A 12,442-nucleotide genomic window follows, 5' to 3' on the forward strand; every position below is an offset into this window, starting at 1 on the left:
GAAAGAGGAAACCATGGCCGCAACTCTCGCCTTTGATGTCTACGGCACCCTGATCGACACTGCCGGAGTGGTCACCGGACTGCGCCAGCTGGTGGGAGACCGCGCCACCGAGCTATCCACCCTTTGGCGCAACAAGCAGCTTGAATACTCCTTCCGCCGGGGCTTGATGCAGAATTACGCCGACTTCTCCGTCTGTACCCGCCAGGCCCTCGACTGGAGCTGCCATACCCTCGGAGTCCCCATCGCAGCTTCCGACCGCGAGGAACTTCTGGCCGGGTATCGACGCCTCCCGGCCTTCCCGGAGGTGACGGAAGCCCTGCCGGCGCTGGCTGCGGCGGGCCATCGTCTCTTCGCCTTTTCCAACGGCAGGGCGGATGATGTCGCTTCCCTGCTGGAGCATGCCGGCATCGCCCATCACTTCCGGGACGTGATCAGCACCGGCGAGATTTCGAGTTTCAAGCCGAACCCCGCAGTCTATGCCCACTTCCTGCGGCGTGCCGGTGCGGCCGGGGCCGCCGCCTGGATGATTTCCGGCAATCCCTTCGATGTCATCGGCGCCCTCTCCGCCGGCATGCGTGCAGCCTGGGTACGCCGCAGCACGTCGAGCAGCTTCGACCCCTGGGAATTCACCCCGACCCTGACCGTCACCTCCCTAGGCGAATTGCAGCAGGGCCTGGCCGATGCCGCCTGCTGCTGAGATGCAACTGCGCAGCGTCGGTCACATCGAGACACCCTGGCGGCGGCTTGAGGATTGCCCGCGGAATATCGAGCCCGATGGCCCCGTCTGTCGGCTGGTGCTCGCTCCCGAGTATGCCCCGGCGCTCTGCGGACTGCAGCCGGGGCAGACGATTCTCGTGCTATACTGGCTCGACCGTGCCGACCGCCTCCGGCTTCACCAGGCCTCCCGCATTACCGGGGAAGAGGGCGGAGTCTTTGCCCTGCGCACCCCCAACCGCCCCAACCCGATCGGCGCCGGCGTGGTACGGATCGAACGTTGCTCCGGAAACAGCATCGAGGTACGGGGGCTCGATTGCCTCGACGGCACCGCGCTGCTCGATATCAAGCCGGCAGCGAAAGTCGAGCAGCCACCTTCTCCCGGGAAGAAAGGATCGAGATGAACGAAGCTGAAATCATCGAAGGGCTGAAGGTGGTCTGCATCTGCAAGGGAATCCGCCGCCGGACCTTTCTCAACCTGGTCGCCGCCGGAACCAGGACGCTCCCCGAATTGCAAAAGGCGACCGGCGCCGGCAGCGGACCCTGCGGCGGCAGGCGGTGTACGCCACGCCTGCAGGAGCTTCTTGCCAGCCTGGAAGACCTGGGCAGCAGCACCGCTGAGGAGAGTTTATGAAGAGCTGGCGTTACCTGTTCGCCCCCTTGACCGCTGCCCTGTTGCTGGCGACCGGGCCCGTGGCCGCCGCGGAGAACCGTCCCCTCGACCGCGGCGCCCTCTTCCCCGAGGTTACCCTGCCGACCCCCATCGATCCGGCCCGGCGCGCCTACCTCGGTCTCGGTGACCAGCCGACCTTCCGCCTTAGCGAGGTGGCCGCCGAAGTCGTCCTGGTGGAACTCCTCAGCGTCTATTGTCCCCACTGCCAGATGCAGGCGCCCTCCTACAACGAACTCTACCGGATGATCGAGGCCGACCCCGCCACTCGCGGCCGAATCAAGCTCCTCGGTATCGGGGTGGCGAGCAAATGGGATGAGATCGATCGCTTCACCAGCAGTTTCCAGGTTCCGTTCCCGGTCCTCCCCGACCCGGAATTCGCCGTCTGGCGGGCGGTCGGGGGGACGGCGACCCCCTTCAGCCTCTATGTCCGGCAACGTCCCCAGGGAGAGGCCGGGATCGTGGCCGCCACCCACCTCGGGCTCAACACCCATTACCGGGAACTCTTTGCCGAGCTCAAGGCGCTGGCGAATACGGACCCGGGCACCATTCGCCAGGCGGCCGGGCAGAATGCCGAGGGTCGCCAGGCGATCCGCCAGCTATTCACCTCCGAGGAACTCGATTCCCGGGTACGCCAGGCCTTTATCGCCCATGCCGACCGGATTGTCGATCTCGCCCCAGTAGAGCTGCCGAGCGGCCGCCAGGTCTACCGCGGCCTGGTGCAAAGCGGGGCCGAGCGCCGGACCCTCTTTGCCGAGGTCGTCAGCCGCTCCTCGATCTGCGATATCTGCCATGACGTTCACTTTATCTATCTCTTCACTCCCCAGGGAGAGGTGATCGGCTTTGTCCCGCTGCAATTGACCAAGTACGGCAATGTCGACTGGAACGAGGCTGAAATCGCCACCATGCGCCGGCGGCTCCTCGGGAGTTCCCTGGCCAGTCCCCGCCCCTTTTCCGCCCAGGTCGACGCCATCACTTCGGCGACGATGACATCAGCGATTATCTTTGACAGCTTCGCCCAGGGGCCGGCGCTTCTTGCGGAACTCGCCGCCAAGGGGTTGCGTTGACGCACCGGGGACAAGGAGGAGAATTATCGCCAGCGAACTTTCCAGCAGCCTGCTGCACATCAGCCCCGATCTGGCCATTCCTCTCAGCGAAGTGGAGCTGACCGCGATTCCCGCCCAGGGGGCCGGCGGCCAGAATGTCAACAAGGTCGCCACCGCCATCCATCTACGATTTGCGGTGGGCCCCTCCTCCCTTCCGGACTTCTACAAGGAACGCCTCCTCGCCCTTCATGACCGCCGCCTTACCAGCGACGGCGTCATCATCCTCAAGGCCCAGCGGCACCGCACCCAGGAACGAAACCGCGCCGATGCCCTGGAACGCCTGGCCACTCTGATCCGCAGCGTCGCGGCGGTCCCGAAGGCACGCCGTCCGACCCGCCCCGGCAAGGCCGCCCGGGAAAAGCGGATCGCCGGCAAGAGCCATCGCGGGCGCATCAAGGCCCTGCGCGGCAAGGTTTCCGAATAAATCGCCCCCACCAATTCCCTTCAAGGCCATCTCCAGGGCCCATAACTCAGCGGGGCGACCAGCCATTGCAGGTCGCCCTTTTTTTCCATGCGCCGGCGATGGAAATTTTTCCCGATCGGCATATAATGGCCAAAGGAGAACCTTGCTGGTCATCTTTAAAAGCCATCCGCACAAGGAGACATGACCATGATCCGGAACTTCCTCCTCTGCCTTGCTTTTTTCGCCCTTACCGGTACCGCCCTTGCTGATGTAGAGGGGCATGAAGTCGACTACTCTGCCGGTGACGGCACCACCCTCAAGGGATTTCTGGCCGCCGACCCCGCCCTCACCGGCAAGCACCCGGGCATCCTCGTTGTTCATGAATGGTGGGGCCTTAACGACTATGCCCGCACGCGTGCCAAGATGCTGGCCGGAATGGGGTATACCGCCCTGGCGGTCGATATGTACGGCGACGGCAAGACCGCCATCCATCCGGAAACCGCCGGCAAGTTCTCCAGCGCTGTCAGCAAGGACCTGCCGCTGGCAAAGAAACGCTTCCTCGCCGGCCTCGAACTTCTCAAGCAGCAGCCTGGGGTCGATCCCGACCGGATCGCCGCCATCGGTTACTGTTTCGGCGGCGGCATCGTCCTCGCCATGGCCCGGGCCGGTGTCGATATCGACGGCGTCGTCAGCTTCCACGGCAGCCTCGGCACCGGAGCCCCGGCGGAACCGGGGAAGGTGAAAGCCCGCATCCTGGTACTGACCGGCGCGGAGGACCCCTTCGTGCCGCCGGAACAGGTCGCCGCCTTCAAAGAGGAGATGACGACGGCCGGCGCCGACTTCCAGTTGATCAGTTACCCTGGCGCCAAGCACAGCTTCACCAATTCCGATGCCGATGCCTATGGCCAGAAGTTCAATCTCCCCCTGGCCTACAACGCCAAGGTGGACCAGGAATCGTGGCAGGCAATGGCCGACTTTTTCCAGCGGATCTTTTCTTCCCCGGCATCGCACTGATCCGGGGGCAACGACCGGTTCCCTTCCGCCCCGGAATAAGGGAGGACCGGAGAGGTGAAGATGGCAAGGATCGAAGACGAAGCAGCGCTCCCCTGGCAACCGGTTCGGCCACAATTTACCCAGGGGGTATTCGGCAAGACCCTGCTTGACGGCGCGACCCGGATCGTCTTGACCCGGGTCGCGCCGGGAGGTTCTTTTGCCGAGCACGCGGATTCCTACGACCACCTCTTCTACATCCTGGAAGGGGTCGGGCTGGTGGCGGTGGCGGACCGGGAATTTCCCGTCGCTCCCGGTTCGATTGTCAGGGTTGTCGCTGGTGAACGTCACGGCTATCGCAACAGCGGCAGCGACGACCTGCTGCTGATTTCAGTCAACATCCCACGCTCCTGACCGCCTCCCCGCTTCGGCTAGACCCTTCTCTCTCTGGCATTCCTCACGCCTGCTGCTATAATGCGCCTTCCCTACCTTCGGAGAGTGATACCGCCATGGATTTTCTGCTCGACCCGCAAATCTGGCTCGCCCTGGTCACCCTGACCGCCCTGGAAATTGTTCTCGGCATCGACAACATCATATTCATAACGATCCTGGTTGCCAGGCTCCCGCCCCACCAGCAGTCCAAGGGGCGCGTTATCGGGCTTGGCCTGGCGATGCTGACCCGGATCCTGCTGCTGGTCTCCCTCACCTGGATCATGGGCCTCTCCCGACCCCTGCTGACGGTCCTCGAACATCCGATTTCCGGGCGGGACCTGATCCTCTTCGGCGGCGGCCTCTTCCTCCTCTTCAAGAGCACCCACGAAATCCACAGCAGCCTTGAGGGAACCGAGGGAGAATCGGACCGGCGCCTCGCCTCTTCCTTTGCCGGCATCCTGATCCAGATCACCCTGCTCGATATCGTCTTTTCCCTCGACTCGGTAATTACTGCGGTCGGCCTGGCAAGGGACCTCTGGGTGATGATCGTCGCCATCGTCGTGGCGGTCGGCGTGATGATGTTCGCAGCCGGCCCAATCGGGCGTTTCGTCGAAGACCACCCGACCTTCAAGATGCTGGCACTCTCTTTTCTGATCCTGATCGGCGTCACCCTGATCGCCGATGGCCTCGGGCTTCACGTCCCCCGCGGCTATGTTTACTTTGCCATGGCCTTTTCCGTCGGCGTCGAGCTTCTCAACATGAAGGTGCGCAAACCGGTGCGCCCCCCGGTCCACCTGCGCAAGCCCCTCAGCGGAGAGAAGAGCGACTGAGCCCCTCGCGCCGCACCCGGATCGGGCGACTTGCCAAAGTACCTTCCAGGCACTAGGCTAGGAAGGAACCCACAGCCCCAACGGAGAACTTTCCCCCATGAATACCGGTAAAGCAATCGGCACCGGCATCTTCCTCTTCGTGCTGGCCCTGGCCGCAGGTATTTTCTTCCTCGTTGACAACCTTGACGCCCTGGTCAAGAGGGGGATTGAATCCGAAGGCTCCCGGGCCGCCGGGACCAGGGTCACGGTCGCTGGCGTCCAGATTGATCTTGACCAGGCCCGGGGGACCATCCGTGGCCTCGATGTGGCCAACCCCGATGGATTCAGCGCCCAGCCACTGTTCGCCCTGGGGGAGATCAGCCTGCAGCTCGAACCGGCCAGCATTACCGGCAACCTGCCAACCCTCGAAGAGATACGCATCATCGCCCCACGGCTGCGTTTTGAACTCAACTCCCGGGGCGAGTCGAATCTCGACCGCTTCAACCAGGGTCTTGCCAGCGGCAGCAGAGGATCGACCACAGAAACTTCCGCTGCCGGGGAAAAACGATTGCGGATCAGAACCTTGACGATTGCAGACGCCGGCGCAGAGATCGACCTTTCGGCCATCGGCCAGAAAAGTTACAGCGGCACCCTACCCCCCATCGTCCTGCACGAAATCGGCGGCAGCGCCGGGGTCACCGGGGAAGAGCTGGCGAAAATCGTCTTTGCCGCCATGACCAAGGCCTTGAAGAAGGAGGCGACCCGGCGGGGTATCGACGCCCTGATAGAACAAAAGCTCAACCGGGGGACCGGGAAGCTGCAGCGCAAGCTCGACGAGAAATTCGGTACCTGCGGAATCGACGCCGATCGAACCCTGAAGAAAATCTTCGGCAACTGAGTCCGTAATAGTTTTAACTCGATGCAACAAAGAACGGGGATGCCAGAGGCATCCCCGTTCTTTGTTCAAGGCAGCTGCTACTTCGGATCAGAAGTGAAAATCGAAGTTGGGGTCGACACCGGAGCTGCGCAGCAGCTCGAGAGTGTGCTGGAAGTCGTTGGCGGAAGTAATAACGTAGCCAAGAATGTTCAGGCCGGCCCGCGCCGATTTCGCCTCCTCGCTCTCGTCGCTCTGCAATTTGAGCAATATCCCGGTGAGACGCTTGACGAAGGCGGGATCGGTCTGTTTGGAAATAATCAGGGCGTCGTTCGGATTCTGGCCGGCATCGCTGCCGACTTCGACCAGGGCGGGATATTGGGCCTTGAGATTGTTCCAAACCAGGTTCTTGACGATGGCCACATCCGCCTCCCCCTTGGCAACAGCGTCAATCGCCGCCTGGTGGGAGGGGGCGATCGCCGTCGATTTGGCCGCTGCCAGGGCCCCCGGGAGGGAACGGAAGAAGAACTCACCGGACGAAGCGAGGGCGCAGTAGACGACCCGTTTCCCCTGGAAATAGCTGGCGTCGGGGACGAAGGGGGCGGCTCCCTTGGGAGCAATGACGACCGCCCAGTAGGTGCTGACGCCCTGCATGTTGACCGGGCGCACCACCGGATAGGCGAGGTCCTTGATGATCATCGTTCCGGCGACGCCGGAACCGCTGAACATGCCGTCGGCTTTCCCCTCGGCGAACATGTGGGCCGCCTGGGTGTAACCGGTGGTCGGGACCAGCTCGACCTCCACGCCACGTTTGGCGAGGTATTGCTCCAGGGGCGCGAATTTCTCAGCGGCCCCTTTCTGGGCCTGCATAATAGCAATACGGAAGGTCTCGGCGGCGGCCGGCAGGGCCCCCAGGGCGAGGACCGCAATCGCGGCAACCAGGATAATTCCAGCATGGACAAACTTTGAGCAACGACTCAACTTCATCATCTTCACCTCCGGCAAGGGCTGGCAACGGGACCGTCAAGGTCCGGGAAAAACTTAACGATGCCTAACCTAGCACGCTCCGCGCCAGTTCGCCAAGGACAATTGTTTAATCCAATCTCATGACGCGCCGTCCCCATCGCCGGCCTTGATGCCGTATTTCTCCGCCCGATAGAGAAACTGCTTGTAGTTCATGTGCAGTAGTTTGGCCGCCCGGGTCGCCACCCCGCCGGAGCGAACCAGCGCCTTGTGCAGCAACTCCTTTTCGACGGCCTCAAGGTCGATGCCGTCGGCCGGTAGTTCGGCCCAGAGATGGCGCTCGCTGCGGCGGCTCACCAGCAGGGGGCGGATATCCGCCAGGCTCAACACGTCGCTGTCGCTGAGGAGCAGGGCCCGCTCGATGACGGCTTCGAGCTGCCGGACATTGCCCGGCCAACGGAATTCCTGCAGCGCGCGCAAGGCATCGGGCCGGATTTCGCGCACCCGGCGTCCGAACTCGGCGTTGTACTTGGCCAGGAAGTGTTCGACCAGGGCCGGAATATCTTCCACCCGCTCGCGCAGGGGGGGCAACTCGATAAAGACGACATTGAGGCGGTAATAGAGATCCTCGCGAAAGGACTTCTGCTCCACCGCCTGCTCCAGGTCCTTGTTGGTGGCCGAGATAATGCGCACGTCGACCTTGACCTGTTCCTTGCCGCCAACGCGCCGGATTTCGCGGTCCTGCAGCACCCGCAGCAGCTTCGACTGCATGGTCAGCGGCAGATCCCCGATTTCATCGAGAAAGAGGGTGCCACCGTTGGCGACCTCGATCAGCCCTTCGCGACGCCCGACCGCCCCGGTAAAAGCCCCGGCTTCGTAGCCAAAGAGTTCGCTTTCGAAGAGGTTCTCGGGGATCGCGGCACAATTGAGCGCCGTGAAGGGACGGCCGCGACGGGGGCTGTTGTAATGAATGGCGCGCGCCACCAGCTCCTTGCCGGTGCCGCTCTCCCCCCGCAGCATCACCGTCGCCGGCGCTCCCGAAACCCGCTTCAGCAGTTCGATCACGGCATGCATGCGCGGCGACCGGCCAATGATCCCTTCCATGCGAAAACGGTCATAGAGCTGCTGCCGCAGCTGCATGTTCTCGCGCAGAATCTGGCTCCGCTCGCAAGCCTTGCGCACCGCCAGCAGGAGTTGTTCCTTGTCGAGGGGTTTGGTCAGGTAGTCAAAGGCGCCGCGCTTGACCGCTTCGACCGCCGAAGTGATGGTGCCGTGCGCGGTGACCATGATGACGGTCGGTGACGGCTGGCATTCGTTCAGGGCGTCGAGGAGCCCCATGCCGTCCATGCCGGCCATGCGCAGGTCGGAGAGGACCACGTCCGGCCGCAGGGAGCGCGTCCGCTGCAAAGCTTCGCGGCCGGTGGCAGCGGTCTGAACCTCGTAACCGGCCTCGGCGAGGATCGTTTCGAGAATGTCCCGTTGCAGCGGTTCGTCGTCGACGATCAGGACCGATGGTTTCATGCATCCCTCCCTGGCAGGGGCAGCCGTACCGACACGGTCGTACCGATCCCCGGACTGCTGGCAAAATCGACGCGCCCGCCATGTTCTTCGATCAGGCGCCGCGTCAGCGCCAGGCCGAGCCCCAGCCCCTTCTCCTTGGTGGTGAAAAAGGGTTCGAAGATCCGTTCCTGTTCGGCGGCGGCCACACCGCAGCCGTTGTCCCGAAACTCCAGCAGCACTTTCGCCCCGTCGATTTTTCCCGTCACCTCGAGGCCTCCTCCTTCGGGCATCGCCTCACAGGCGTTGACGATGATATTGAGCAGACAGGTGCGCAGAAAGTCCGGATCGGCCTGCAACAGCGGCAGATCGCCGTAATTGCGCTGCACTTCGATTCCCTGTTCCCGGGCGCGGGCGGCGATCAGGTCGAGGAGCTCATCGAGAAGTGCGGTCGGGGCGAGGGGCCGGCACTGGAGCTCCAGGGGGCGGCCATATTCGAGGTAGTTCTCGACGAAACGGCTGATCCGCTGGATCTCGCCCTTGATATTTCCGACCATGCGCTGGTAGCGTTCGGCCCCCTGCGGGTCGTCGGGGCAATAGACGTCGCGCATATGATCGATGGAAAGACTGATGAAATTGAGGGGATTGCGGATTTCATGGGCAATATTGCGGGCGACCTGGCCCAGGCTCGCCTGGTGCTCGGCGGCCCGCAGTCGTTCTCCGAGCTGGCGGTCCTCGCGCAGACGCAGCAGCATATCCTGAAAACTGCGCGCCAAATCCCCGATCTCGTCGCGCCGGGCAACCGGCAGTTCCTGCTCGAGGTTACCGCTGGCGACCTCACCGGCGGCGACCACCATCTGCTGAATCGGCCGGGTGTAGTGACCGGCGAGAAAGAAGGCCATCACCGTGCCCAGAGCCAGGATGATGAGGGCGCCGAGAATTCGGCGAATGGCGCTCGCCCGCAGGAAGACGGAAAAATCGTCCGTATTCAGGGCCAGGTGAATATAGCCCATGGTCTGGCCGTCGCTGGCCACCGGCACGATGACGTTGTAGACCTGCCCTTCCCCGGTCACCGGCTCCCCCAGCTCCGCCTTGAAGATCAGTTCCTTGCGGTGCTCGGTAATCCACTTGCCGACCGATTCGCGGTTGGTGCTGGCGAGAATGCGGTCGGCACTGCTGATCACCGAAATCTCCCGCACCCCCCGGGTATTGAGGCTGGAAAGGTAGGCCTGCAGCTGTTCCGGCGCCCCGAGATTGGCAGCGGCGCTGCCGTGCAGGCCGACTTCGATCGCCTTGGCAAGCTGGGTGGTCTGGCGCTGAAACTCGTTATAGAGAGCTTTTTCCGACTGGTAGTAGAAGAGGATGAGAACGGTGATCAGACAGGAGCTGGTGAGCAGCATCAGGCCCATCAGCCGGGTGCGCAGAGTCACCCTGGGGAAAAACCGGAACGCTTTCCGGCCATGATCGATTTGCAAAATAGGCCTCGCCGGGAGGGGGAGTGCCGAACTCAGGGCGCCGGCCACCGCAGCAGGCAGCGACCGCCGGCCGTAAAGGACCAGTAAAGCAGCCGCGCGTCATCGGGCTGCAACGCCAGCACCAGCTCAGTATAGGTCTTTCCACGCAGGAAATTCCAGTCGGAAATCAACGGCCGCGACAGGTACCAGGCCAACCAGCGCATGCCGGCAAGGATGCGGGCAAAGATTCCGGTCTGGACCGGGATCACCCGGATCACGGTACCGTCGTCGAGGATCAGTCGATAGCGCAGCGGCATGTCATCGAGTTCCAGCGCGTCGAGGTTGCCGGCCTCGGTAAGCGCCGGAGTTTCGGCCACCGGTGCGACCCGAATCCTGGTTCGCTGCGGTGCGGAAAGACTCTCCTTGCCGGTTAATATTGCAATGCGGTCAGCAGTGCGAGGGCCCCATCGCCCCCATCCCGCCACCGGCAGGAAAACGACGCTCAATCCTTTGGCGCGGAAGCTGACCGTCTGTTGCGGCAGATCGAAGACGAAATAGAGCGGATTCTCCCCCGCCAGCCGCAGTTCGTGCCGGAGCAACCGGTAATCGCGAGCCAGTTCCCCCGGGTCAGTGGCAGGAGAAGCCACGGCGATAGCCGAGAATAAGACAAATAGCGGGAAAAGGAGAATCAGGCGGTTCATCAGTAAATGATCACCCGGGTGCCGAGGGGAACGCTCTTCACCAGGGCGGTCAGATCTTCATCGCCGAGGCGGACACAGCCATGGGAAACATTGCGCCCGAGGAGGCGCTTGTAGAGGGTGCCGTGGATGAAATAGCCCTGGCCGATACCGACGGCGTACTCGCCGAGCATCCCCGGCTGGGCGCGCTCGGCCCGGTTGCGGGGGATCGCCTCCCCTTCTTCGAGATAGGCCCAGTCGGGTTTGATCCAGAGCGGATTATTGACCTTGGACTGGACCGAAAAACTCCCGCGCGGAGTTTCAAAGGTCCAGCTGCGGCCACCAGCTGGGTCCTCCAGCACATTCCCGCTGCCGCAGGACGCGACCATGGTGCGCAGGGTCTCCTCCCCGCGCCGTAGCATTACCCGGTTGGCGGCGGTATCGACCACAACGAAGATTCCTTTGGGGGCGAGCGCGGCGAGTTTACGTTGCAGGCTCTTGATGGCACCCGGCAGCTTGGCCGGGGCCGGCAGCGGATCGGCACTGCCGGTATCGTGCAGCAGGGGCACCTCCCGGTGGGCAATGAACCAACCCGCCCCCTGGGCCAGAACCAGCAGAAGAGCCAGGACCAAAACCGGAATCAGCAGCAGAGTCCGTTGTCGGCAAAGGCGCCACCGAGGACCCGCGGGCGATGGCGCCCAGCTGCCTAAGAGCTGAACCCGGGTCGGTTTCGATTCGACGTTCATTTGAGCTCCCGCAGGGCGACGGCCAGCGGGTTGTCCGGGCGCAGGCTGCCGACAATGGTGACGGCGGTCCCTACCGGCACCAGCTCGAAGAGGGTCGCCATGTCACCATCCTCCAGGGCGACGCAACCGTTGGTCAGCCCCTTGCGGCCACCGCCATGAATCTCGATCAGGCTGCCAATGCCGGCATGGGCGGGAATCTTCCCTTCCCGTTTCGCCTGCAGGAAGCGACGGCGGTCTTCGGTGTTCGGATAATCGAGGAGCAGGGCCTTGAAATAGCGGCTCTGGGGGTTTTTTCTGACCACCCGGTACCGCCCCTCGGGAGTCGCCTTGTCTCCGGCGTGGAGCTTGTCGCTGAGCAGGTTGAAACCGAATCCGGCCGGGTAGCGACGGATTTCCCGGTCGCCCCGGTAGACGATCACTTCCCGTTCCAGCTTACTGACGATCAGGAGATAGTCTCCCTGCCGGCGGGCTTCGGCGATCGAATCGTCGACCATGCGCCGCCATTGACGCAACTGCAGCGGCTCGCCAAAACGCGCGACCAGCGGCAGCACCAGACGCACCTTCTCCCGAATCTCCCGGCTGGCGCGATCGAGGAGCGGGGCGGCGGCCCGAACCTCGCCGGCCCGCATCAGACGCCTCGCCTCGCCGAGATCGACCTCGGCAATGGCCAGGCGGCGACCGGCGAGACGACCGTCCTTGAGCTCATCGGCGAGGTCGCGGAGCAACCGCAGCACCCCGGCCAGCTGTTCAAGGCGTTCCCGGGCCGCTGCCGATTCGGCAGAGCTGACGGCGGCAATCTGCTGCTGCAGACCTTCTCCCTGCTGCAGGACAGCGCGGAACCGGAGGGCCACCGGGTCGTAGTCGCGCAACCAGACCATGCGGGACCGCTCGTGGTTGAGGAGGTCGCGAGCCGCTTCGAGGGCGACCTTGTAGGCGGCGTAATCGCCCGGCGCATAAACGGATGCGCCGGCCCGCCAGAGGTCCTGTTCCTGGCGTAACGCCAGCGGGACCTCGGGCGGAACCGGCGGTTCCTTGCATCCGACGAGTGTGGCAAGCGCCACGATCAGCAGACCCGTTTTCAGGAAGTGGAAGCAGGACAACGGGTGT

At 63.5% G+C, this 12,442-nt stretch carries 15 protein-coding genes; 9 read left to right on the forward strand and 6 right to left on the reverse strand.

Features of this window, described 5'->3' with window-relative positions; translation table 11 throughout:
• Window positions 1-13 precede the first annotated feature (13 nt).
• The 9 genes from DBW_RS10210 to DBW_RS10250 all read left to right on the forward strand — a co-directional run bounded on the left by DBW_RS10210 (window position 14) and on the right by DBW_RS10250 (window position 6,022).
• On the forward strand, window positions 14-697 hold the full coding sequence (locus tag DBW_RS10210; protein ID WP_066727436.1) for a haloacid dehalogenase type II: 684 nt from the start codon (window positions 14-16) through the stop codon (window positions 695-697).
• Window positions 681-1,118 (forward strand): tRNA (N6-threonylcarbamoyladenosine(37)-N6)-methyltransferase TrmO, encoded by a 438-nt coding sequence (tsaA, locus tag DBW_RS10215; RefSeq protein ID WP_066727437.1) that lies wholly within the window; start codon window positions 681-683, stop codon window positions 1,116-1,118. The genes DBW_RS10210 and tsaA overlap by 17 nt, the downstream gene beginning before the upstream one ends.
• Window positions 1,115-1,348 (forward strand): (2Fe-2S)-binding protein, encoded by a 234-nt coding sequence (locus tag DBW_RS10220; RefSeq protein ID WP_157471863.1) that lies wholly within the window; start codon window positions 1,115-1,117, stop codon window positions 1,346-1,348. Before tsaA ends, DBW_RS10220 begins: the two co-directional genes overlap by 4 nt.
• Complete coding sequence (locus tag DBW_RS10225; protein WP_066727438.1) at window positions 1,345-2,451, forward strand: TlpA disulfide reductase family protein; 1,107 nt, start codon at window positions 1,345-1,347, stop codon at window positions 2,449-2,451. The genes DBW_RS10220 and DBW_RS10225 overlap by 4 nt, the downstream gene beginning before the upstream one ends.
• A gap of 49 nt (window positions 2,452-2,500) precedes the next feature.
• Window positions 2,501-2,914, forward strand: coding sequence for an alternative ribosome rescue aminoacyl-tRNA hydrolase ArfB (gene arfB, locus DBW_RS10230; protein ID WP_066729786.1), 414 nt, complete (start codon window positions 2,501-2,503; stop codon window positions 2,912-2,914).
• 186 nt (window positions 2,915-3,100) lie between these two features.
• The gene (locus DBW_RS10235) at window positions 3,101-3,907 is read left to right on the forward strand and encodes a dienelactone hydrolase family protein (protein WP_157471864.1); all 807 of its coding nucleotides are present in this window, start codon (window positions 3,101-3,103) and stop codon (window positions 3,905-3,907) included.
• A 60-nt stretch (window positions 3,908-3,967) separates the two neighbouring features.
• On the forward strand, window positions 3,968-4,297 hold the full coding sequence (locus DBW_RS10240; RefSeq protein ID WP_066727440.1) for a cupin domain-containing protein: 330 nt from the start codon (window positions 3,968-3,970) through the stop codon (window positions 4,295-4,297).
• Window positions 4,298-4,392: 95 nt separating this feature from the next.
• Window positions 4,393-5,145 carry a TerC family protein gene (locus DBW_RS10245; protein ID WP_066727441.1) on the forward strand — a complete coding sequence of 251 codons (753 nt, stop codon included), beginning with the start codon at window positions 4,393-4,395 and terminating at the stop codon, window positions 5,143-5,145.
• 97 nt (window positions 5,146-5,242) lie between these two features.
• Window positions 5,243-6,022, forward strand: a complete 780-nt coding sequence (locus DBW_RS10250; RefSeq protein ID WP_066727442.1) for a DUF748 domain-containing protein — start codon at window positions 5,243-5,245, stop codon at window positions 6,020-6,022.
• Between the two features lie 87 nt (window positions 6,023-6,109).
• Here the strand turns inward: DBW_RS10250 and DBW_RS10255 are convergent, their stop codons facing one another.
• The 6 genes from DBW_RS10255 to DBW_RS10280 form a co-directional block, all read right to left on the reverse strand.
• Window positions 6,110-6,988, reverse strand: a complete 879-nt coding sequence (locus DBW_RS10255) for a phosphate/phosphite/phosphonate ABC transporter substrate-binding protein (protein ID WP_066727443.1) — start codon at window positions 6,986-6,988, stop codon at window positions 6,110-6,112.
• Window positions 6,989-7,102: 114 nt separating this feature from the next.
• The gene (locus DBW_RS10260; protein WP_066727444.1) at window positions 7,103-8,482 is read right to left on the reverse strand and encodes a sigma-54-dependent transcriptional regulator; all 1,380 of its coding nucleotides are present in this window, start codon (window positions 8,480-8,482) and stop codon (window positions 7,103-7,105) included.
• Window positions 8,479-9,888 carry a sensor histidine kinase gene (locus DBW_RS10265; protein WP_066727445.1) on the reverse strand — a complete coding sequence of 470 codons (1,410 nt, stop codon included), beginning with the start codon at window positions 9,886-9,888 and terminating at the stop codon, window positions 8,479-8,481. Before DBW_RS10265 ends, DBW_RS10260 begins: the two co-directional genes overlap by 4 nt.
• Before the next feature lie 77 nt (window positions 9,889-9,965).
• On the reverse strand, window positions 9,966-10,559 hold the full coding sequence (locus tag DBW_RS10270) for a hypothetical protein (protein ID WP_157471866.1): 594 nt from the start codon (window positions 10,557-10,559) through the stop codon (window positions 9,966-9,968).
• A 53-nt stretch (window positions 10,560-10,612) separates the two neighbouring features.
• Window positions 10,613-11,335: a L,D-transpeptidase gene (locus DBW_RS10275; protein ID WP_066727447.1), complete on the reverse strand. Its 723-nt coding sequence runs from the start codon at window positions 11,333-11,335 to the stop codon at window positions 10,613-10,615.
• Window positions 11,332-12,435, reverse strand: coding sequence for a L,D-transpeptidase family protein (locus DBW_RS10280; protein ID WP_066727448.1), 1,104 nt, complete (start codon window positions 12,433-12,435; stop codon window positions 11,332-11,334). Before DBW_RS10280 ends, DBW_RS10275 begins: the two co-directional genes overlap by 4 nt.
• Window positions 12,436-12,442 lie beyond the last annotated feature (7 nt).

It is taken from the genome of Desulfuromonas sp. DDH964 (genome assembly GCF_001611275.1).
In the GTDB taxonomy this organism is placed as follows: Bacteria; Desulfobacterota; Desulfuromonadia; order Desulfuromonadales; family DDH964; genus DDH964.